The following is a 22,308-nucleotide window of genomic DNA, read 5'->3' as shown; positions in this document are numbered from 1 at the left end:
TATGGCCAGCGGCGCGCGACGAAAATACCGGGGAGAACCAATCCAATCCCAAGCCGGTGCTTGCAGCCGCGAGGCCTCCCCCCTATAGCAGCGACTTGAGATGACCGACGCATCGTCCCTGCCACTTTATCCCCACCGCCATCTTCTGGGCATCCGCGATCTTTCCCCCGCCGATATCGAGCTACTGCTCGACCGGGCGGACCGGGCCGTTGCCATCTCGCGGCAGTCGGACAAGAAGACATCGACGCTGCGCGGCCGCACTCAGATCAATCTCTTCTACGAAGCCTCGACCCGGACGCAATCGTCGTTCGAGCTGGCCGGCAAACGGCTCGGCGCCGACGTCATGAACATGTCCGTAGCGAGCTCTTCGGTGAAAAAGGGCGAAACGCTGATCGATACGGCGATGACGCTGAACGCCATGCGTCCCGACATATTGATCATCCGCCATCAATCGGCCGGTGCGGCAGCACTTCTTGCCCAAAAAGTCGGCTGCTCGGTGGTCAATGCCGGCGACGGCGCCCATGAGCACCCTACCCAGGCGCTGCTCGACGCACTGACCATCCGCCGCGCCAAGGGTCCGCTGTCAAAGCTGATCGTGGCGATCTGCGGCGACATCCTGCATTCGCGCGTGGCGCGCTCCAACATCATCCTGCTCAACGCGCTTGGTACCCAGGTCAGGGTCGTCGCCCCTTCGACGCTTTTGCCCGCCGGCATCGAGAAGATGGGCGTCATCGTCACCCGCTCGATGGCCGAGGGTCTGAAGGACGCCGACGTGGTGATGATGCTGCGCCTGCAGCGCGAACGCATGGAAGGCGCTTTCGTACCGTCGGTGCGCGAATATTTCCACTATTTCGGCCTCGACGCCGAGAAGCTGAAAGCAGCCAAGGACGGCGCGCTGGTCATGCATCCAGGCCCGATGAACCGCGGCGTCGAGATCGCCTCCGAGATCGCCGACGGCCCGCAAAGCGTCATCCAGGAACAGGTTGAGATGGGCGTCGCCGTACGTATGGCGGTGATGGAAGCACTGCTCGATCCCCGTCGAAACCACGAGGGCCGCGGCGCATGAGCATAGCGGTCTTCAGCCGAGCCCGCATCGTCGACCCGTCGCGCGGCATTGATGAGGTCGGTACCGTCATGGTCGAAGGCCGCAAAATCGTTGCGGCCGGCAAGGCGGCCTTGAACCAGGGCGCGCCCGAAGGCGCCACGATCATCGACTGCGCCGGCAAGACTATCATCCCCGGATTGATCGATGCGCGTGTCTTCATCGGCGAACCGGGCGGCGAACACCGCGAGACCATTGCTTCGGCGAGCATCGCTGCGGCGGCCGGCGGCGTCACCTCAGTCGTCATGATGCCCGATACCGACCCGGTGATCGACAATGTCGCATTGGTCGAGTTCGTGCTGCGCACCGCCAAGGACACTGCAATCGTCAACATCTTTCCGGCGGCAGCGATCACCAAGGGGCTGGAAGGCCGCGAGATGACCGAATTCGGCCTGCTGCGCGAGGCCGGCGCGGTCGCCTTCACCGACGGCCGCCATTCTATTGCCAGCGCGCTGGTGATGCGCCGCGCGCTGACCTATGCGCGCGATTTCGGCGGCGTCATCGCGCATGAAACCCAGGACGCCGATCTCGCCTCGGCCGGCGTCATGAACGAAGGCCTTTACGCAAGCTGGCTTGGCCTTGCCGGCATTCCGCGCGAAGCCGAATCGATTCCCCTGGACCGCGATCTCGCGTTGGCTCGGCTGACCGGCGGCGCCTATCACGCTGCCAAGATTTCGACGGCTATGGCGGCAAACGCGGTAGCACGCGCGAAAGCCGATGGCGCCAACGTCACATCAGGCGTGTCGATCCACAATTTGTCGCTCAACGAGAACGATGTCGGCGAGTACCGCACCTTCTTCCGGCTGACGCCGCCGCTGCGCGCTGAAGAAGATCGGCTGGCGATGATCGAAGCGATCAAGGACGGCACCATCGACCTCATCGTCTCCTCCCACGACCCGCAAGACGTCGACACCAAGCGCCTGCCCTTTGCCGATGCCGCGGCCGGCGCCATCGGGCTGGAAACGCTGCTGGGCGCAGCGCTGCGGCTCTATCACAATGGCGACGCGACGCTGCTCCGGCTGGTCGAGACACTGTCGACCGCGCCGGCAAGATTGTTCGGCCTGCCCGGCGGCACGCTGAAACCGGGGGCATTGGCCGATCTTGCGCTCGTCGATCTGGACGAGCCATGGGTCGTCAGCGAGAGCGGCATCCGCTCGCGCTCGAAAAACACCTGTTTCGAAGGCGCGCGGCTGCAAGGCAAGGTCTTGCAAACGATGGTGGCGGGCCGCACAGTGTTTTCGGCGTAGGACGGAGCGGCCGTCACGTCTTCAAATCCGCTCGGCCAAGGAAAGTTCGGGGGAACAATGGTTTACAGTCCCGTCTTGGCATTGGTGTTCGGCTATCTTCTCGGCTCGATCCCGTTTGGCCTGCTGATCACCCGTGCCGCCGGCCTCGGCGACGTGCGCAACATCGGCTCCGGCAACATCGGCGCCACCAATGTGCTGCGCACCGGCAACAAGGGCTTGGCCGCGGCCACGCTGCTGCTCGATGCGCTGAAGGGCACCGCGGCGGTGTTGATCGCAGGCCGCTTTGCGCCCGAGCTCGGACTTTGGGCCGGCTTCGGCGCGTTTTTAGGCCATCTCTTTCCGGTCTGGCTCGGCTTCAAGGGCGGCAAGGGTGTCGCCACGTACCTTGGCGTGCTGATCGCCCTTGCCTGGCAGGTGGCGCTGATCTTCGCCGTCGTCTGGCTGGCGGTGGCCTTCCTGTTCCGCTTCTCCTCGCTTGCGGCACTGACGGCAGCGGTCGTCGTGCCCGTGGCCCTGTATCTCCTGAGCACGCCGCAGATTGCCGGGCTTTTCGCGGCGATGAGCCTCATCGTCATCGTAAAGCACCGCGCCAACATTGCGCGGCTGCTTGCCGGCACCGAGGGTAAGATCGGGGCCAAGGAGTGAGCGAGCCCAATTCCGGGCCGCGCCTCAGCGACCGGCAGCGGCTGAGTTGGCTTCGTCTGATCCGTACGCCGAATGTCGGCCCGGCTTCCTTTCGCGACCTGATCAACCGGTTCGGTTCGGCCGAAGCAGCGTTATCGATGCTGCCGGAGCTGATGATTTCGGGTGGCGCCAAAAAAATCGCCCGCATTCCGTCCATTGCCGAGGCCGAGGCGGAGCTGGAGGCAGCCAGGCGTGCGGGCGCCCGCTTTGTCGGCATCGGCGAGGCGGACTATCCGCCGCTGATGAAGAGCATGGATCATCCGCCGCCGCTGCTCGCGGTCAGGGGCAACAGTGCGGTGTTCCGCTTGCCAGCGGTCGCCATCGTCGGCGCTCGCAACGCATCGCTGGCCGGCATCAAGATGGCGCGGATGCTGGCGGCGGATCTCGGCCGCGACGGCTATGGCATTGTCTCCGGCCTGGCGCGCGGCGTTGATACGGCCGCGCACCAGGGCAGCCTTTCGACCGGGACGATCGGCGTGCTCGCCGGCGGCCTCGATTTGCCCTACCCGCCCGAAAATGCCGGCCTGTGCGACGAGATCGCCGAGCGTGGCGGCGCCATCATTTCCGAAATGCCGTTTGGCTGGCAGCCGCGCGCACAGGATTTTCCCCGCCGCAACCGGCTCGTCGCCGGTGCTGCATTGGGATTGGTGGTGGTCGAGGCGGCGCAGCGCTCCGGCTCGCTGATCAGCGCCCGCCTCGCCGGCGAGATGGGCCGGCTGGTTTTCGCCGTTCCCGGTTCGCCGCTCGATCCGCGCGCCGCCGGCACCAATGGCCTGCTCAAGGACGGCGCCACCCTTGTCACCGAGGCCGCCGATATCACCAGCGCGATCGCGCCGCTGGTCGGCGCCTGGACGCCAAGGACATCGCCGCTCGAAGAGCCGCCCGACTTTTCGGCAACGCCGCCGCCGCGCGAGGACGACCGCGACCGCGTCGTCGAGGCGCTCGGCCCGACGCCGGTAGCAGTCGACGAGATCATCCGCCACACCGGCCTGCATCCCGCTCAAGTGTTCATGGTGCTGTTGGAGCTCGACCTCGCCGGACGGCTCGAACGCCATGCCGGCGGCAACGTCTCACTGATCTGACCGAGAGCTTGCGCATGTCCCGGCAAGCAATTCCGACGTGACCCCGATGGCCGATCCGAGCAATAAACCAAAGCAGACGCTGTTCACTCGTACGACGGCCCTCGTCTGGTCAGTGCTGAGCGTCATGCTGGCGCTGCAATGGTCCGCCGATCTCGGCATGCTGGGTTTTCCTGACGGCTACATAACGCCCTTCGCAAGAGCGACCAGCACGCTTCTGGGCATTCTGACGGCAGCCTGCATGGCCCAGGGTCTCTACTTTTTCCTGGCCGGCATGTTCGACAGCAAGGTAAGCGCCGTCGGTCTTTGCCTGCAAATCCTTGCCGCAGCGGTTCTCACCGTGGTGCCAGTGCTTATCGTGAAGGATTGTCCGCATTCACAGCTGTGCAGCAGAGCCTATGAGGCGCTCACCGGCACGATGATGGACGATGGCGCGGGTGGCTAAGGCCACCGCATGCGTTCGGCACGAGGTTGTCACCCATGTCTTAGGTGCAAACTGTTACCCATGTTTCCGGCCGTACAATTTTATTGATGGTGAGCGCGATGGGATTCGAACCCATGACCTACTGATTAAAAGTCAGTTGCTCTACCGGCTGAGCTACGCGCTCCCGCGGGCTCAGAAAGGCCGCCCTCGAAATTGCGCGGAACATAGGGAGAGTGCCTCTGCCGGTCAACCGGAAAAAGACGGCTCCCAAACCGGACTTTCCTGCCGTGTCATGCATGCCGTGCGGTGCGCTTCGGCGTTGACGGAACTGCCTCCCTCTCGCGCAAGGCCGAAGCTCGCGCTTTGCGGGACAAGCACAAGCAGCGAATCGGGAGAACCTTTGCAGATCAGCAACTTGGGATTTTTAGCGGAACAATTTGCGCAGCCTGCCCGTTTTTCCGCGACAAGGGACACGCGTTTCAAGGAGAAGATCATGAATAGGATCATGTCGGGCCTGCTGGCTACCACCCTTTCGATCTCATTCGCTGCCGCGGAGATCGTGCCAGTCAACGCTCAGCCCAGCTATGCGCCCCCTGCCCAGGGGCTCACCTCGAATGTCCAGACCGTCCAGTACGAGCCGTGGCGGAGGCACCGGAGTTTCAACCGCGATTTCTCGCGGCGCAGTTTTGCGCGTGAGGACGGCATGTATTGGCGTGGCCATCGCGGCTATCGCGAATATCGTCGCGGCTATCGCCGTCACGGTGACTACTGGTTCCCGCTGGCCGCCTTCGCCACAGGAGCGCTGATTACGGGCGCCATCGTCAACAGCCAGAATCGTGTCTATCGTGGCGATGCCCACGTGCAGTGGTGCTATGACCGTTATCGGAGCTATCGCGCTTCTGACAACACTTACCAGCCCAACTACGGTCCGCGCCGGCAGTGCCGGTCGCCTTACTGAGTCCTAGCTTAGAGGCTGCAAGCCCGCGCCCGAAACGGCGCGGGTTATTGCTGGGCGAGGAAGCACTGATATTTCCGCCATAGTCACTGCGTCTCGAACGTTCGGCAGGCAGACATCAAGATCAGTTTGCCCGGCTGATGCTCTTGATGGTCGGATAGAGGCTTGCCCCTTCGCCACGAGGAGAACGATAGACCCCACGGGCGTTGCAAATTCGAGCCATTACGGCCGCCAGTTCCCACCCAAGCACGGTCAGGTCATTATCATCTGTCACAAAAAGCTGAGTCAGTTCATCAATGCCGTTCTTCTCCCCGAAGGATCGAACTCGCTGGGCATCGGTAACTACGTCGCCAGGCAGGTTGAATTTCCCCAGGCCCAAAGCCAATTGCCACCTTTGCCGCTTGTGGAGCCTGCAACCTGGATTTCGGCGACGACCTTGACGACACCTTGATCTGAGAAAAGAAGCTTTCCAGTCTTTAGGGCGTAATCATAACGAGGCCAACTGCCGACGCCGAAATCATCTTGCAAGCCTCTATTCTTAGCGCTCAGTTGCTCGATGGCTTCTTGGCGCCAAGCAGGATACCAATCTGGGTGTTTCATGGACCCTCACCCTGCCTGACCCGCTCTCGGAGTCGCCCCACACATCCGAGCAACCACCAGCCCCGCCTGATTAAACAAGGTTGGGAATTCGGCGGCCACTTGCTTATTGCATGCTTAGCGTCCTGCGCACAGCGTGGCGCCAACCTGCCAGCTTGGCGGCACGTGTCGAAGCATCCATGTCTGGGTTGAAGCGGCGCTCGAGCGCCCAACTCCTAGCGAATTCCCGGGCCCTCGGCCAGACACCGGCCTTCGAGCCGGCCAGCCATGCCGCACCAAGCGCGGTCGTCTCGAGAATTGTCGGCCGGTCGACCGGCGCATCGAGAATGTCGGCCAGCCGCTGCATAGTCCAGTCCGACGCCACCATGCCGCCATCGACCCTGAGCACAGTCTTGGCCGAGGCGCCCTTCCAGTCCTTGCGCATGGCGTCAAGCAGATCGCGCGTTTGGAACGCTACGGATTCCAGTGCCGCGCGGGCAAATTCCGCCGGCCCCGAATTGCGGGTCAGCCCGAAGATGGCACCGCGCGCCTCGGCATCCCAGTGCGGTGCGCCGAGCCCGACGAAAGCCGGCACCAGATAGACGTTCTGCGTCGGATCGGCTTCCGCCGCCAATTTGCCGCTCTGCTCGGCCTTGCCGATCACCTTGATGCCGTCGCGCAGCCATTGCACGGCGGCGCCGGCGATAAAGATCGAGCCCTCCAGCGCATAGGTGGTCTTGCCGTTCAGCCTATAGGCGATGGTGGTCAAAAGCCGGTTCTTCGAACGCACCAGATCGCTGCCGGTGTTGAGCAGCGCGAAGCAACCGGTGCCGTAGGTCGATTTCATCATGCCCGGCTCGAAACAGGCCTGGCCGATCGCCGCCGCATGCTGGTCGCCGGCCACACCGAGAATTCTGATCTCTGCGCCAAACAGGCTTTTGTCGGTGATTCCAAAATCATCGGCACAATCTTTCACCTGCGGCAGCATTCTTGCAGGTATGCCGAGAATGGCCAGCAGCTCGTCGTCCCAGGCGTTTTGTTCGATGTTGTAGACCAGTGTGCGCGAGGCATTGGTGGCGTCAGTGGCGTGGACCTTGCCGCCAGTCAGGCGCCAAATCAGAAAACTGTCGATGGTGCCGGCCAGCAGTTCGCCTTTCTCGGCGCGTTTTCTGGCGCCCTTCACTTTGTCCAGCATCCAGGCGATCTTGGTGCCGGAGAAATAGGGATCGAGCAGCAGGCCGGTCTTATTCGTGAATTTCTTCTCCAGCCCTAGCTTCTTCAGTTTCTGGCATAGCGGCGCGGTACGACGATCCTGCCAGACAATCGCATTGTGGATCGGCTTGCCGGTCTCCTTGTCCCAGATGACGACCGTTTCGCGCTGGTTGGTGATGCCGATCGCGGCGACTTCCGCTGCGTTGCGGCCGGCTGTCTTCAGCGCGGCCTTCACCGTTTCCACGACGCTTGCCCATATCTCCTCGGGATCGTGCTCGACCCAGCCGGAGGCCGGATAATATTGGGTGAATTCCTTTTGCCCGCTGCCGACGACCTTCATCTTGTCGTCGAACAGGATCGCCCGGCTCGATGTCGTTCCCTGGTCGATTGCAAGGATGTATCCGGTCATTCTCTCTCCCGTCGAAGCGAATTCAAAGGTGCTACGGTGTCTCGACGCCAGATGGCGCCGAGCCGTTCACGCAAACAGGGGAGACGGCAACATGCCGCCTCCCCTGAGCATGGCGATGCGGGCGCGGACGCCCGCATCAAACGGTCCTATTGCTGCCAGCTCTTCACCAGCTCGTCGTAGTTGATGGTGACCGGCTTTTCCTTCTCGTTCTCGATCTTGAGCTGAGGAGCGAGATTGCCCTTCTTGACCGCGTCCGCATTCCAGTAGGCGAGGTCATGCTCTTCGGCCATCTTCGGGCCAATATCGCCCTGGACGCCCGACTTTTCGATGCGGCTCATCACCTTTTCCTGCTCGGCGCAGAGCGAGTCCATCGCTTCCTGCGCGCTCTTGGCGCCCGACGAAGCATCGCCGATCGCCTGCCACCAGAGCTGTGCCAGCTTCGGATAGTCCGGCACGTTGGTGCCGGTCGGCGACCACTGGACGCGCGCCGGCGAGCGGTAGAATTCGATCAAGCCGCCGAGCTTTGGCGCACGTTCGGTGAAGCTCTTGTCGTGGATCGTGCTCTCGCGGATGAAGGTCAGGCCGACATGGCTCTTCTTCACGTCGACCGTCTTCGAGGTGACGAACTGCGCGTAGAGCCAGGCGGCCTTGGCGCGGTCGGTCGGCGTCGACTTCATCAGCGTCCAGGAACCGACGTCCTGATAGCCGAGCTTCATGCCGTCCTTCCAGTAGACGCCATGCGGCGACGGCGCCATGCGCCACTTCGGCGTGCCGTCGTCGTTCAGCACGGCCTTGGCGCTGGCGTCGACCATGCTGGCGGTGAAGGCGGTGTACCAGAAGATCTGCTGGGCAACCGCGCCCTGCGCCGGAACTGGCCCCGATTCGGAGAAGGTCATGCCTTGGGCTTCCGCCGGTGCATAGGCCTTCAGCCAATCGAGATACTTCTGGATGGAGTAGACGGAAGCCGGACCATTGGTGTCGCCGCCGCGCGCCGTGCAGGAACCGACCGGACGCGAATTCTCGTCGACCTTGATGCCCCATTCGTCGACGGGCAGACCGTTCGGAATGCCCTTGTCGCCATTGCCGGCCATCGACAGCCAGGCGTCGGTGAACCGCCAGCCGAGCGACGGGTCCTTCTTGCCATAGTCCATATGGCCGTAGACCTTCTTGCCGTCGATCTCACGCCCGGTGAAGAACGCTGCAATGTCCTCATAGGCCGACCAATTCACCGGCACGCCGAGGTCGTAGCCGTATTTGGCCTTGAAGTCCGCCTTGTTCTTCTCGTCGTTGAACCAGTCGTAACGGAACCAGTAGAGGTTCGCGAACTGCTGGTCGGGAAGCTGGTAGAGTTTCTTGTCGGGCGCGGTGGTGAACGAGGTGCCGATGAAATCCTTCAGGTCGAGATTCGGGTTGGTGACATCCTTGCCGTCGCCTGCCATCCAGTCGGTCAGGTTGCGCACCTGCTGGTAGCGCCAGTGCGTGCCGATCAGATCGGAATCGTTGACCCAGCCGTCATAGAGGTTCTGGCCGGTCTGCATCTGGGTCTGGATCTTCTCGACAACGTCGCCTTCCTGGGTGACGTCGTGCGTAACCTTGATGCCGGTGATGGCTGTAAAGGCCGGCGCCAGCACCTGCGATTCATACTGATGCGTGGCGATGGTTTCGGAAACCACCTTGATATCCATGCCGGCGAAAGGTTTCGCGGCATCGATGAACCATTGCATTTCGGCTTCCTGGCCGGCGCGGTCGAGCGTCGAGAGGTCGCCGATTTCCTTGTCCAGGAAGGCCTTGGCCTCGTCCATTCCGGCATAGGCGTTGCTTGCCCCGAGCAACAGGACAAGCGCAGTTGTTGATGTCAAGAATTGCCGTCGCATGTATTTCCTCCACTGTTAAAGTTCAAAGTGCGATCTGGATCGGCGGCCGGCACGCCGCCGTTCCAACAGTTTCCCCCTCTATACGTAGCGGAACACGCCAACGGCGTAGACCACGGAGAGAGCGAGAGCCCACCACAGATTGGGTCCGACTAGACCCAGCCAAGCGAGATGGATAAAGGCACTGCCAAGCAGCGACAGGAACAAGCGGTCGCCGCGCGTCGTTTCGAAGCGCAGCACGCCGACGCGCGGATTGCCGCCCGGCGAGACGTATTCCCACACCGCCATGCCGCAAAGCAGCAGAAAGATGGTTCCAAAGAAGGCCGCGGTCGGCCACGTCCAGGCCATCCACGAAAAATCGAGGTTGGACGAGAGGTTAAATCCCCACAGGCGGATATTTGCCGGATCGCTGAAACCTACGGTTATTGCCACGAAATCGATTTGAAGTGCCACCCAGGCCACAACGATCAGGGCGAGAAACAGCACGGCCCACCACCATGGGCTTCTGTCGACCTGCTCCATCATACCCTCCCCAGGGCAAAGCCCTTGGCGATGTAGTTGCGCACAAACCAGATGACGAGCGCGCCCGGGATCAGCGTCAGCACGCCGGCTGCGGCGAGCAGCCCCCAATCCATGCCGGCGGCCGAAACGGTGCGGGTCATGGTCGCGGCGATCGGCTTGGCGTCCGTGGTCGTCAGCGTGCGGGCGATCAGCAGCTCGACCCACGAGAACATGAAGCAGAAGAAGCACGCCACGCCGATGCCGCTCGCAATCAGCGGCATGAAGATCTTTATGAAGAAGCGCGGGAACGAATAGCCGTCGATATAGGCGGTCTCATCGATCTCCTTCGGCACGCCCGACATGAAGCCTTCGAGGATCCACACCGCCAGCGGCACGTTGAACAGGCAATGCGCCAGAGCCACTGCGATATGGGTGTCGATAAGGCCGAAGGCCGAATAAAGCTGGAAGAATGGCAGCGCGAACACCGCCGGCGGCGCCATGCGGTTGGTCAGCAGCCAGAAGAACAGATGTTTGTCGCCGAGGAAGCGATAGCGCGAAAAGGCGTAGGCAGCAGGCAGTGCTGCGGCCACCGAAATCACCATGTTCATAACCACATAGGTGATCGAGTTGATGTAGCCCGAATACCAGGACGCGTCGGTGAAGATGGTGCGGTAATTCGCTAATGTCGGTGCGTGCGGGTAGAGCGTCAGCGACGAGACGATCTCGCCATTGGTCTTGAAGCTCATATTGATGAGCCAGTAGATCGGCAAAAGCAGAACGATGATGTAGAGCGTCGGCACGATCCACCACCAACGCGACTCCTCGCCGCGACGGCGCATGAGCCGTGCGATCTCGTCCTGCCGCAGCGTGCTGGCCAATCCTTGCGAAGCTGTCGTCTCGCTCACTCTGTCGGCTCTTTCGTCAGCGCGGCTCATCTCAGCGCTCCGCGTCGTAATTGGTCATCACGGTGTAGAACACCCATGACAACAACAGGACGATAAGGAAGTAGACCAGCGACATCGCCGCCGCCGGGCCGAGGTCGAACTGGCCGAGCGCCGTCTTGACGAGATCGATCGAAAGAAAGGTCGTCGAGTTGCCGGGTCCGCCGCCGGTCACCACGAACGGTTCCGTGTAGATCATGAAGCTATCCATAAAGCGCAGCAGCACGGCAATCAGCAGCACGCGGTTCATCTTCGGCAACTGGATGTAACGGAACACCGCCCAGCGCGAGGCACCGTCGATCTTGGCCGCCTGATAAAAGGCATCCGGGATCGAGACCAGGCCGGCATAGCAGAGCAGAACGACGAGGCTGGTCCAATGCCAGACGTCCATGATGATGACCGTGACCCAGGCGTCATAAGGGTCTTGCACATAATTATAGTCGATGTCGAGCGCGTTGACGTAATAGCCGAGCAGGCCAATGTCGTTGCGCCCGAACACCTGCCAGATGGTGCCGACGACGTTCCATGGGATCAGCAGCGGCAACGCCATCAAAACAAGGCAAACCGGCACGCCCCAACCCTTCTTCGGCATATTGAGCGCAATGAAGATGCCGAGCGGCACTTCGATCGCCAGGATGATGAAGGAGAAGACAAGGTTGCGGATCATCGCCTGCCAGAAGCGGCTGGAGGAAAGCAGTTCCTCGAACCACTCGGTGCCGGCCCAGAAGAAGACGTTGTTGCCGAAAGTGTCCTGCACCGAATAATTGACAACCGTCATCAGCGGTATGACCGCCGAGAACGCCACCAGCAGCAGCACCGGCAGCACCAGGAACCAGGCTCTGTTGTTCCAGGTCTTTTCCACTTCAGGCTCCCATCTCGACGCGCCAGGAATCGGCATAGATGTTGATGCCGGCAGGGTCGAACCGCACCTTCGGATCAGCCGGAACCGTCTCGTCCTCGCCGATGACGGCGGCGATCTCGCGCCCTTCGAGATTGGCACGGACCACCTTGTGGCGGCCGACGTCCTCGACCTTGCTGATCCGGACGGCCATGCCCTGGCTGCCCAGGCGCACATATTCGGGACGGATGCCGAGCTCGATGGCGCCGCCGCCCGCCTTGGGCACGCCCGGCAGTTCGATCTGCTGCGAGCCCAGCTTCGCGGTCTTGCCGTCGATCGCCACCGTCATGACATTCATGCCGGGCGAGCCGATGAAATAGCCGACAAAGGTGTGGCGCGGGCGCTCGAACAGCTCCGCCGGTGTGCCGATCTGCACGATTTCGCCGTCATACATGACGACCACCCTGTCGGCGAAGGTCAACGCCTCGGTCTGGTCGTGCGTGACATAAACCATGGTGTAGCCGAAGCGGCGGTGAAGCTGCTTCAACTGCGAGCGCAGCACCCATTTCATATGCGGGTCGATGACGGTCAAAGGCTCGTCGAACAGGATGGCATTGACGTCGGAGCGCACCAGCCCGCGCCCGAGCGAGATCTTCTGCTTCTGGTCGGCGGTCAGTCCGCGCGCCTTTCGTTTGGCCATATCGGCCAGCCCGGTCATCTCCAGCGTCTCGCGCACCTTGCGGTCGACGTCGGCCTCCGGCACGCCGCGATTGCGCAGCGGGAACGCCAGATTGTCGTAGACGGTCATCGTGTCGTAGATCACCGGGAACTGGAAGACCTGGGCAATGTTGCGCTCTTGGGTCGACAGATTTGTCACGTCCCTTCCGTTGAACAGCAACTGGCCGTGCGAGGGATGCAGCAATCCCGAAATGATGTTGAGCAGCGTAGTCTTGCCGCAGCCGGACGGGCCGAGCAGCGCATAGGCGCCGCCATCCTCGAACGTGTGGTGCACTTCCTTCAGCGCGAAATCGGCATCCGTGCGCGGGTTCTGCAGATAGGAGTGGCGGATATGATTGACGTCGATGCGCGCCATCGCTTCCTCCTAAGCCGCCAGCTTCGGCGCGGCCACGGCGCGGCCGTGCTCGTCGAAGACCATGATGTGGCGCGGGTCGATGAACACCTCGACTTCCTCATCCGGCTCGAAGTCGCGAATGCCGTGGGTCAGCATGACCCAGCGCGCATCGGCGAAATCGAGATGGATGAAGCTTTCCGATCCCGTGATCTCGGTGATCGTCACCTTTGCGCGCACCGGCACTGCGGCGGCGTTGGGCCGATCGAGGGAAAGATGATGGGGCTGGAAGCCGATCGTATAGATCGCATCGGCAATGCCGAAGAGCTCGGCCGGCACCGGCAATTTCACGCCGCCCTCGAGCAGGAAATCCAGGCCCTTCTTGGCAAGCACGATGGTGTTGAGCGGCGGATCGGCGAAGGTTCTCGCCGTCACCAGATCGACCGGCTTGCGGAACACTTCGATGGTCGGCCCGAACTGGGTGATGCTGCCTTCGGAAAGCGTCGCCGTGTTGCCGCCGAGCAGCAAGGCCTCGTGCGGCTCGGTCGTGGCATAAACGAAGATTGTGCCGGCGGCCGCGAAGACCTTCGGCAGTTCCGCGCGTAATTCTTCGCGCAGCTTGTAGTCTAGGTTGGCGAGCGGCTCGTCGAGCAGCACGAGGCTGGCATTCTTGACGATGGCGCGGGCCAGCGCGGTGCGCTGCTGCTGGCCGCCCGACAGACTGAGAGGCGTGCGGTCGAGATAGGGCGTGAGTTTGAGAAGGGCGGCGGCATTGCGCACCTCCCTGTCGATCGTTGCCTCATCCGTGCCGGCCACCCGCAGCGGTGAGGCGATGTTTTCGTAGACCGTCATCGCCGGATAATTGATGAATTGCTGGTAGACCATGGCGACGTTGCGCTTTTGCACCGGCATGCCGGTGACATCCTTGCCATCGAACCAGACCGAGCCGGAGGTCGGCACGTCGAGGCCCGCCATCAGCCGCATCAGGCTGGTCTTGCCGGAGAGCGTCGGCCCGAGCAGGACGTTGAGCGAGCCGTGCTGAAGCGTCAGCGAGACGTCGCGGATATGTTCCGCCGCACCCACCGTCTTCGTCACGTTTCTCAGTTCAAGCATGATGCCTCCTCCCAGGCTTTCTGCATCAGTCGGCCGTCCCTATTCGGCAGCCGCTACGTGCTGCCGGCTTATTCCGCGCATGAACTCGTCGAGCACTGCCGCCTGCTCACGGCTGAGACGCAGGCCGCGCTTGGTCCGGCGCCACAATACATCCTCGGCAGTCATCGCCCATTCGTTTTCGACGAGGTAGCGCACCTCGGCCTCGTAGAGATCGGCGCCGAAGTTGCGGCCAAGATCGGCGTTCGACTTGGCGAGGCCCAGCAGCTTCCTTGCGCGGGTGCCATAGAGCCGGGTCAACCGGCGGGCCAGCCGCGCGTCGAGGAACGGGTACGCCGTTTTCAGTTTCGCTACCTCGCCATCGAAGCCGGTGACGGGAAAGTCACCGCCGGGCAGCGGCGTGTTTGCTGTCCATGGCTTGCCTCGCTTGCCGAGAAAACCCTCGATCTTCTCGAGCATTGATTCCGACAATCGGCGGTAGGTGGTGATCTTGCCGCCAAAGGCGTTGACGATCGGGGCGGCACCCTCGCCTCCATCGGCCTTCAGCACATAGTCGCGCGTGGCTTCCTGCGCCTTTGAGGCGCCATCATCGTAGAGCGGGCGCACCGCGGAATAGGTCCAGACGATATCCGACGGCTTGACCGGCTGCGCGAAATATTCGCTTGCCGCAGCGCAGAGATAGTCGATCTCGGCATCACTGATCCTGACGTCGTGCGGATCGCCGGGATAGTCCCGGTCGGTGGTGCCGATGAGCGTGAACTCGTCTTCGTAGGGGATGGCGAAAATGATGCGCCCGTCCTTGTTCTGAAAGAAATAGGCGCGTGGGTCGTCGAATTTCTTGCCAACGACGATGTGGCTGCCTTGCACGAGGCGGACATTGTGCACGTCGTTCAGGCCGACGGTGGCCGAAAGAACCTGGTCGACCCACGGGCCCGCGGCATTGACCAGCAACCGCGCCTTGACCTCCTCGGTATCGCCGGTCCGCACGTTTTCAAGCCTGACCGTCCAGAGATCGCCTTCACGTCGGGCGCTGACGACCCTTGTTCGGGTTCGAATGGTTGCGCCGCGCTCGGCAGCGTCACGGGCGTTCAACACAACCAGCCGGGCATCGTTGACCCAACCGTCGGAATATTCGAACGCCTTTCGAAACAACGGCTTCAGCGGCTTGCCGGCCGGATCCTTGGCCATGTCCAGCGTTTTCGTCGGCGGCAGCAATTTGCGCCCGCCAATATGGTCGTAGAGGAAAAGCCCGAGCCGGATAAGCCAGGCCGGACGCAGCCCCTTGGCGTATGGCAGCACGAAGCGCATCGGCCAGATGATATGCGGCGCGTTCCTCCACAGGACCTCGCGTTCCATCAGCGCTTCGCGCACCAGGCGGAATTCGTAGAATTCGAGATAGCGCAAGCCGCCATGGATCAGTTTGGTCGAACCCGAAGAAGTTCCGCTGGCCAGATCGTTCATCTCGGCAAGAAAGACCGAAAAGCCACGTCCAACGGCATCGCGGGCGATGCCGCAGCCATTGATGCCGCCACCGATGACGAAAATGTCATGGATCGGTGATGCGCGCAAAGAAATCCTCCCTCGATTTCGCATTGCAGCATTTTTGAGTTTTGCGAAACCGTGACGGGATTATTTCGAAATGATAACGAATGTCAAACGAAATATGATCGGCGGCAGATGCCGCAGCGGCATCTCTAGGAGAGCGACGTTTCGATCAGCTGAACCTCTGCCTCTTCACAGATCTTGCGCACCGACGGGATGTCGCAACGATCGGTGATGAAGGTGTTGACCTGCGACAGATGGCCGATGCGGACGGGCGCGGTGCGCTCGAATTTGGTCTGGTCCGACACCAGGATCACATGCCGGGCGTTGGCGATGATCGCCTGAGCCACCTTCACCTCACGAAAATCGAAGTCGAGCAGTGCGCCGTCATGGTCGATGGCCGAGGCGCCGATCACCGCAAAATCGACCTTGAACTGCCTGATGAAATCGACCGCTGCCTCGCCGACCACGCCGCCGTCGGAACCGCGCACGACACCGCCGGCGATCACCACCTCGATCGAAGGATATATGCGCATCCTATTGGCAACATTGATGTTATTGGTGATGACCATCAGGCCGCTGTGATCGAGCAGCGACTTGCTGACAGCTTCCGTCGTGGTCCCGATATTGATGAACAGAGATGCGTTGTCGGGGATCAGCCGGGCTGCTGCGCGGCCGATCGCCTCCTTCTCCTCGGCGGCGATCTTGCGCCGAGCCTCATATTCCATGTTCTCGATGCCGGACGGGAACAATGCCCCGCCATGAATGCGGGACAAAAGTCGCTGGTCGCAGAGATCGTTGAGATCCTTGCGGATCGTCTGCGGCGTCACGTTGAAATGCGTCGCCAACTCCTCGACCAGTACGCGGCCATGATCTTTGGCCATCTGGATGATTTCGGAATGACGCGGCGACAGATACATCTAGCAACCTCTCATTTTCGTTTTTCTCGTCTATAGCTGAAAACGAAAGCCATGAACAGGTATGAGCCGGCTAATGAAAATCGGGCGACTGCAGAGAGAAAAGCTCCGGCGCAATCTCGACGAGGCTATCAACTTAGGCCCCGCGCGATGTCAGTGATGACCTCGAAAGCAGTATCGACGTCCGCCGCAGTCGTTTCGAACTGCCCGACCTGAAAGCGGATCGCCACCTGCCCGTCCACCCGGGTCTGCGTCAGGTAAATGCGGCCGTCATTGTTGATCGCGTTGACCAGCCGCAAATTGTGCTCGTCAAGGTCGATTCCCGCAGCCGCGAGATGGCGGAATGAGAACAGCGACAGCATCGGTTCCGTGACGATTTCGAAATCCGGTTCCCGAGCCAGCCAGGCGGCGAGGCCCTCGCTCCAGGCGACATGGTTGCGGATCATGGTCCGCAGATTTTCCAAGCCATGCGCACGCAGCAGGAACCAAAGTTTCAGCGCGCGGAACCTTCGGCCGAGCGGCACCGACCATTCGGAGTAGTTGATGACCCCGTCGCGGCCATGTGTCTTGAGGAATTCGGGCTTGATCGCCAGCGTGCGCACGAGGTCTTCCGGCTGGCGGATGAATTGCATCGAGCAATCGAACTGTGCGCCCAGCCATTTGTGCGGATTGAAGACGATCGAATCCGCATGTTCGGCGCCGGCCCAGAAATGCCGGAACTCGGGGCAGATCATGGCGGAGCCGGCCCATGCGGCATCGACATGCAGGTAGAGCCCGTGCCGCTTCGCCACCGCGGCAACAGCCGCGACATCGTCGGTGCCGCCGGTACTGGTGCCGCCGACGCTGGCGATAATGCCGGCCGGCAGCATGCCGTTTTCGCGGTCGGCGACGATCGCCGCTTCCAGAGCCGCCGTCTGCATAGCGCGGAAGCGTCCCGCGACCGGAATGCGCACGAGGTTCGCCTCCCCGATGCCCGACACCCAGATCGCCCGGTCGATGGAAGTATGGACTTGGTCGGAAGAATAGACCCGCACGACCGGCTGGCCTTGCAGGCCGCTCTTGTTGCCTTGCCAGTCGAGCGCGCGCTCGCGCATGGTCAGCACGGCGGCAAGCGTCGCTGATGAAGCCGAATCCTGCATGACGCCGGAGAATCCCGCCGGCAGACCAAGCGCCTGCCGCATCCAGTCGACGACCCGCATCTCGAGCTCGGTCGCTGCCGGCGAGGTCTGCCAGAGCATGCATTGCGCGGCCATCGCGGAAACCAGATACTCGGCCACGACGGAGGCCGGTGCCGCGTTAGCCGGGAAATAGGCAAAGAAACGCGGATGCTGCCAGTGCGTCATGCCCGGCAGGATCTTTTGTTCGAAATCAGCGAAGATTGCCTGCATCGTTTCGCCGTCTTCCGGCGGCGCGGCGTCGATGCTTTTGAAGATTTCGCCCGGCTCGACAAGCGGCCGCACCGGTCTTTCGCGAAGGCTGTTTCTGTAGTCGGCGCCCCATTCAGCCGCTCGCAGCGACCATTCGCGGAATTCGTTGCTATTCATCTTCGCCTCCGTAGCGCCCCATCGAGCCGCGATCAAAGAGCACGAAAGACGAAGGTTTTCATTCAGGAAAATCAGGCAAGCTGGCAAAGGCGGTCTTCAGCGCGTTCGACCAGCTATCCGAGATCGTGCGATAATATTGATCGTCCTGATTTATTCGCTTTTTGAGGCCGACCTTGAAAGTGTCCTTTTCATAGAACAGCAGGTCGAGCGGCAGGCCGACCGACAGGTTCGACTTCAGCGTCGAGTCGAACGACACCAGCAGCAACTTCACCGTCTCGGCGAAACTCATCGTCCTTTCATAAGCGCGGATGATGATCGGCTTGCCGTATTTGGTCTCACCGATCTGGAAGAACGGCGTGTCGTCGGTCGATTCGATGAAATTGCCCTCCGGATAGATCATGAACAGGCGCGGGGCGCTGCCCTTGATCTGACCGCCGAGGATGAAGGAGGCGTTGAAGTAGGAATCCGCCTTTTCGCCCGCCGGCGACGAACTGGCGATGACCTCCTTGACGGTGTCTCCGACCAACCGGACTGTCTGGTACATGGAGGGCGTTTCGAGCAGCGTGGCACGGCGCTCCGCCACTGCCTTGGTGCGTTCGTCGAGCAGGCTGACTACGGCCTGCGTCGTCGCCAGATTGCCGGCCGACATCAAAACGATGACGCGCTCGCCCGGCTCTTCCCAGACATGCATCTTCCTGAAGGTCGAGATCGAATCCATACCGGCATTGGTGCGCGTGTCCGACATGAACACGAGCCCGTGATTGATTTTCAGGCCGACGCAATAGGTCATCGAATCTCTTTGGCAACAATCTTGCCGGGGATTACTGCTCCACGGTGACGGTGACCGCAAGCTGTTCTTCCGCCTGTCCCAGCCGAATTCCCGATACCGGGGTTGCGTCGCGATAATCGCGGCCAGTCGCTACCTTTACATAGCGTTCGTCGGGAGAAATGCCGTTGGCGACATCGAAGGCGACCCAGCCGAGGCCCGAGACATGCGCCTCGGCCCAGGCGTGGCTTGCTGCCTGCTCGATCGCTGTATCCATCATCAGATAGCCGCTGACGTAGCGCGCCGGGAAATCCATGGCGCGCGCCGCGGCAACGAAGATGTGGCTGTGGTCCTGGCAAACGCCGGTCTTGAGCGCCAGGGCCTCTTCGGCCGGCGTCGTCGCGTTGGTGGTGTCTGGCGTATAAGCGACACGCTCGCCGATCACCGCCATCAACCGGTGCAGCCTTTCGATGTCGGTACCCTTGCCGACCGAGGCAGCAAGTTCGCGAATGCCGCTGCCGATCGTCGTCAGCGGCGTTTCATGGCCGAACAGCCAGAGCGGCGCGAAACCTTGGTGCGGCCCGCAGACGCCGGCGGTGTCGCGCGTCACCACTTCGCCGGCTGCTTCGACGGTGATGAAGTCGCGCTCGCCCTCGACGCTCAACAGCCTGGTATCATTGCCGAAATGGTCGGTGAAGCGCACTTCCTCGCGTGCGCCTTCGATCTTCAGCGCCCAGGACAGTACCGTCTGGGTGCGCCCGTTCACCGGGAGCAGCCGCAAACGCTGCAACAGATAATGCACCGGCGCATCGTAGCGGTATTCGGTCCGGTGGGTGATCTTCAGCCGCATCGCACTCGTCCCTGGAGCATGAGCTTTTCCGAAAACCGGTCTCCGCTTTTTGGGGTCATGCTCAATAGAACCTGTAATCCTGCGCGATCTCGTCGCCGAGCCTGGTGTTGTCGCGGATGAAATTGGCCAGGAATTCATGCAGGCCGGCGTCGAAAATATCCTTGATCGAGCCGGCCGTCAGCATGGCCTGGGTCTTGGCAGCCGTCGCATGACAGGCGTGGCGCTCCCCATAGTCGTCACCCAGGAATTTGAGATGCTCCGTCAGGAAGCGGTAGCAAAAGGTCAGCGAGCGCGGCATGCGGACGTTGAGGATCAGATAATCGGCGATGTTGCTCGGCTTGTAGTCGGCGTCATAAACCCAGCGATAGGAACGGTGCGCCGACACCGAGCGCAGGATCGATTCCCACTGGTAGTTGTCGAGCGTCGAGCCGACCCAGGAGATCGACGGCAGCAGCACGTAGTATTTCACATCCAGGATGCGCGCGGTGTTGTCGGCGCGTTCGACATAAGTGCCGAGCTGCGAAAAATCGAAAATCTCGTTGCGCAGCATCGTGCCGTAGAACGAGCCGCGGATCAGCGCCGTCTCGCGTTTGATCGCGTCGAGCGCGTTGGGCAGGTCGCGCTCGTCGATCGGCTTGGCCAGCATCCGCTTCAGCGACATCCAGGCTTCGTTGATGCTTTCCCAGGTTTCACGCGTCAGTGCGGTACGCACCATGCGGGCATTGTTACGGGCCGTTTCGATAGACGACATCGTGCTCGACGGGTTCGACGTATCGCGCAGCAGATAGTCGGCGACATTGGCGGCGGTGTAGTCGGAATATTTCTGCGTGAAGGCGGCGTCCGAACCGGCGCTGAGCAGCACCGAATTCCACTCCTCCGAAGCGTTCTGAGTACGAGTTAGCGCCATGCGCAAGCCGGCGTCCACCAGCCGCGCCATGTTTTCCGCCCGCTCGATATAGCGGTTCATCCAGTAGAGCCCGTTGGCGGTGCGGCCGAGAAGCATGTCAGGCGGTCCTGCGGTGAATAGTGAATGGTGAATAGCGAATGGTGACTGTCCAGATTCCAGGGCACGATGCCGCGTGCTTCACTTCAGGGCATTTCACCAACATCAACGACACATATCCTTATCTATTCACTATTCACTATTCACTATTCACTCTCTAATCATCCAACACCCACGTATCCTTCGTGCCGCCGCCTTGCGAGGAATTGACGACCAGAGAGCCTTCCTTGAGCGCTACTCGGGTCAGCCCGCCGGGCACGATCTGAATACGGTCGGAAACCAGCACATAGGGGCGCAGATCGACATGGCGCGGCGCCAGTCCCTTGTCCGTCAGGATCGGACAGGTCGACAGCGCCAGCGTCGGCTGGGCAATGTAGTTCGACGGTTTTGCTGCGAGCTTTTTGGAAAACTCTTCGCATTCCTTCTTGGTCGCCGCCGGACCGACCAGCATGCCGTAACCGCCGGACCCGTGGACTTCCTTGATCACCAGTTCGTCGATGTGCTCCAGCACATATTTCAGGCTGTCCGGCTCCGAGCAGCGCCAGGTCGGGATGTTGCCAAGCATCGCCTTGCGGCCGGTGTAGAATTCGACGATTTCGGGCATGTACGAATAGATCGCCTTGTCGTCGGCGATGCCGGTTCCCGGCGCATTGGCGATGGTGATATTGCCGGCGCGGTAGACGTCCATAATGCCCGGCACGCCAAGTGCCGAGTCGGGGCGGAAGGTCAGCGGATCGAGGAACGAGTCGTCGACACGCCGGTAGAGCACATCGATCTGCTTGTAGCCCTCGGTAGTGCGCATCGCGACATGACCATCGACGACGCGCAGATCCTGTCCTTCAACAAGCTGCACGCCCATCTGGTCGGCAAGGAAGGCATGTTCGAAATAGGCTGAGTTGAAGCTGCCCGGCGTCAGCACGGCAATGGTCGGCGTGCCCTTGGTGCTTTGCGGCCGCACCGCCGCCAGCGACTGGCGCAAGAGCTGCGGATAATTCTCCACCGGCCGCACCTTGATCTGCTGGAACAACTCGGGAAAGAGCTGCATCATCGTCTCGCGGTTCTCCAGCATGTAGGAGACGCCGGACGGCGTGCGCGCATTGTCCTCCAGCACGTAGAACTCGTTCTCGCTGATGCGTACGATGTCGACGCCGATGATGTGGGTATAGACGCCGGCCGGCGGCCGAACCCCGATCATCTCGGGCAGGAACGCCTCGTTCTTGGCGATCAACTCCTTCGGCACCCGGCCGGCGCGCAAGATCTCCTGGCGATGGTAGATGTCGTCGAGAAAGGCGTTCAGCGCCTGGACGCGCTGCTCGATGCCTTGCGTCAGCCGTCGCCATTCATTGCCCGAAATGATGCGCGGAACGATGTCAAAGGGTATCAGCCGCTCCGATGCTTCCTGCTCGCCGTAGACGGCGAAAGTGATGCCGGTCTTGCGAAAGACGCGTTCGGCGTCCTGCATCTTCTCGGTAAGCCTGGCCGGGTCCTGTTCCTTCAGCCAGCGATCGTAAGCCGAATACGGTTTTCTCAGCCCGGAAACTTCCGGAAGCATTTCGTCGAACGCTGCCAATCGCATACTCCCCTGTGACGCCATTTCACTGGCCTCGCTGGAGAAAATCAAGCGCAATCGGTGATTTGGCGGGCGCCGGCTATCAGTATATCGCTCTT

At 61.6% G+C, this 22,308-nt stretch carries 20 protein-coding genes, 1 tRNA gene and 1 pseudogene; 6 read left to right on the top strand and 16 right to left on the bottom strand.

Annotation, left to right across the window (positions count from 1 at the left end):
- The first annotated feature begins 100 nt into the window (after positions 1–100).
- From NKI95_RS25705 to NKI95_RS25685, 5 genes are read left to right on the top strand one after another with little or no spacing between them, the layout of a single operon-like run.
- The gene (locus NKI95_RS25705) at positions 101–1,066 is read left to right on the top strand and encodes an aspartate carbamoyltransferase catalytic subunit (protein ID WP_352466452.1); all 966 of its coding nucleotides are present in this window, start codon (positions 101–103) and stop codon (positions 1,064–1,066) included.
- On the top strand, positions 1,063–2,349 hold the full coding sequence (locus NKI95_RS25700) for a dihydroorotase (RefSeq protein ID WP_352720190.1): 1,287 nt from the start codon (positions 1,063–1,065) through the stop codon (positions 2,347–2,349). The genes NKI95_RS25705 and NKI95_RS25700 overlap by 4 nt, the downstream gene beginning before the upstream one ends.
- A gap of 57 nt (positions 2,350–2,406) precedes the next feature.
- Positions 2,407–2,994, top strand: coding sequence for a glycerol-3-phosphate 1-O-acyltransferase PlsY (gene plsY, locus NKI95_RS25695; protein ID WP_352720188.1), 588 nt, complete (start codon positions 2,407–2,409; stop codon positions 2,992–2,994).
- Positions 2,991–4,115 (top strand): DNA-processing protein DprA, encoded by a 1,125-nt coding sequence (gene dprA, locus NKI95_RS25690; protein WP_352720186.1) that lies wholly within the window; start codon positions 2,991–2,993, stop codon positions 4,113–4,115. The genes plsY and dprA overlap by 4 nt, the downstream gene beginning before the upstream one ends.
- A gap of 46 nt (positions 4,116–4,161) precedes the next feature.
- The gene (locus NKI95_RS25685) at positions 4,162–4,557 is read left to right on the top strand and encodes a hypothetical protein (protein WP_352720184.1); all 396 of its coding nucleotides are present in this window, start codon (positions 4,162–4,164) and stop codon (positions 4,555–4,557) included.
- A gap of 87 nt (positions 4,558–4,644) precedes the next feature.
- Here the strand turns inward: NKI95_RS25685 and NKI95_RS25680 are convergent.
- Positions 4,645–4,720 (bottom strand) — tRNA-Lys (locus tag NKI95_RS25680).
- Between the two features lie 309 nt (positions 4,721–5,029).
- Here NKI95_RS25680 and NKI95_RS25675 point away from each other — a divergent pair.
- Entirely contained in the window at positions 5,030–5,494 is a 465-nt protein-coding gene (locus tag NKI95_RS25675; RefSeq protein ID WP_352720182.1) for a BA14K family protein, read from the top strand.
- Between the two features lie 121 nt (positions 5,495–5,615).
- Here NKI95_RS25675 and NKI95_RS25670 read toward each other — a convergent pair.
- From NKI95_RS25670 to NKI95_RS25600, 15 genes and pseudogenes are all read right to left on the bottom strand, one after another.
- A pseudogene (locus NKI95_RS25670) lies at positions 5,616–6,091 on the bottom strand (DUF6882 domain-containing protein).
- Between the two features lie 103 nt (positions 6,092–6,194).
- Entirely contained in the window at positions 6,195–7,688 is a 1,494-nt protein-coding gene (gene glpK, locus NKI95_RS25665) for a glycerol kinase GlpK (RefSeq protein ID WP_352720180.1), read from the bottom strand.
- 146 nt (positions 7,689–7,834) lie between these two features.
- Complete coding sequence (locus NKI95_RS25660) at positions 7,835–9,562, bottom strand: ABC transporter substrate-binding protein (RefSeq protein WP_352720178.1); 1,728 nt, start codon at positions 9,560–9,562, stop codon at positions 7,835–7,837.
- A 78-nt stretch (positions 9,563–9,640) separates the two neighbouring features.
- A complete protein-coding gene (locus NKI95_RS25655) occupies positions 9,641–9,907 on the bottom strand; it encodes a DUF2160 domain-containing protein (protein WP_031193610.1) in 267 nt (88 codons plus the stop codon).
- Between the two features lie 173 nt (positions 9,908–10,080).
- On the bottom strand, positions 10,081–10,995 hold the full coding sequence (locus NKI95_RS25650) for a carbohydrate ABC transporter permease (protein ID WP_023717772.1): 915 nt from the start codon (positions 10,993–10,995) through the stop codon (positions 10,081–10,083).
- A gap of 1 nt (position 10,996) precedes the next feature.
- Positions 10,997–11,863 carry a carbohydrate ABC transporter permease gene (locus NKI95_RS25645; protein WP_352720175.1) on the bottom strand — a complete coding sequence of 289 codons (867 nt, stop codon included), beginning with the start codon at positions 11,861–11,863 and terminating at the stop codon, positions 10,997–10,999.
- Position 11,864: 1 nt separating this feature from the next.
- Complete coding sequence (locus NKI95_RS25640) at positions 11,865–12,932, bottom strand: ABC transporter ATP-binding protein (RefSeq protein WP_352720173.1); 1,068 nt, start codon at positions 12,930–12,932, stop codon at positions 11,865–11,867.
- Between the two features lie 9 nt (positions 12,933–12,941).
- The gene (locus NKI95_RS25635) at positions 12,942–14,021 is read right to left on the bottom strand and encodes an ABC transporter ATP-binding protein (protein ID WP_352720171.1); all 1,080 of its coding nucleotides are present in this window, start codon (positions 14,019–14,021) and stop codon (positions 12,942–12,944) included.
- Positions 14,022–14,060: 39 nt separating this feature from the next.
- Positions 14,061–15,587 (bottom strand): glycerol-3-phosphate dehydrogenase, encoded by a 1,527-nt coding sequence (glpD, locus tag NKI95_RS25630; protein ID WP_352720169.1) that lies wholly within the window; start codon positions 15,585–15,587, stop codon positions 14,061–14,063.
- Positions 15,588–15,712: 125 nt separating this feature from the next.
- A complete protein-coding gene (locus NKI95_RS25625; RefSeq protein ID WP_352720168.1) occupies positions 15,713–16,480 on the bottom strand; it encodes a DeoR/GlpR family DNA-binding transcription regulator in 768 nt (255 codons plus the stop codon).
- Between the two features lie 128 nt (positions 16,481–16,608).
- Positions 16,609–18,021 (bottom strand): pyridoxal phosphate-dependent decarboxylase family protein, encoded by a 1,413-nt coding sequence (locus tag NKI95_RS25620; RefSeq protein WP_352720166.1) that lies wholly within the window; start codon positions 18,019–18,021, stop codon positions 16,609–16,611.
- Positions 18,022–18,079: 58 nt separating this feature from the next.
- Positions 18,080–18,811, bottom strand: coding sequence for a proteasome-type protease (locus NKI95_RS25615; RefSeq protein ID WP_352720164.1), 732 nt, complete (start codon positions 18,809–18,811; stop codon positions 18,080–18,082).
- A gap of 31 nt (positions 18,812–18,842) precedes the next feature.
- A complete protein-coding gene (locus tag NKI95_RS25610; protein ID WP_352466439.1) occupies positions 18,843–19,637 on the bottom strand; it encodes a transglutaminase family protein in 795 nt (264 codons plus the stop codon).
- A 61-nt stretch (positions 19,638–19,698) separates the two neighbouring features.
- Complete coding sequence (locus tag NKI95_RS25605) at positions 19,699–20,640, bottom strand: alpha-E domain-containing protein (protein ID WP_352491567.1); 942 nt, start codon at positions 20,638–20,640, stop codon at positions 19,699–19,701.
- 157 nt (positions 20,641–20,797) lie between these two features.
- Positions 20,798–22,210, bottom strand: a complete 1,413-nt coding sequence (locus NKI95_RS25600; RefSeq protein WP_352720162.1) for a circularly permuted type 2 ATP-grasp protein — start codon at positions 22,208–22,210, stop codon at positions 20,798–20,800.
- Positions 22,211–22,308: the final 98 nt, after the last annotated feature.

Origin of the sequence: Mesorhizobium sp. M0306 (assembly GCF_040321655.1) — a bacterium.
GTDB lineage: Bacteria > Pseudomonadota > Alphaproteobacteria > Rhizobiales > Rhizobiaceae > Mesorhizobium.
This window is presented reverse-complemented; position numbering and strand designations above follow the sequence as displayed.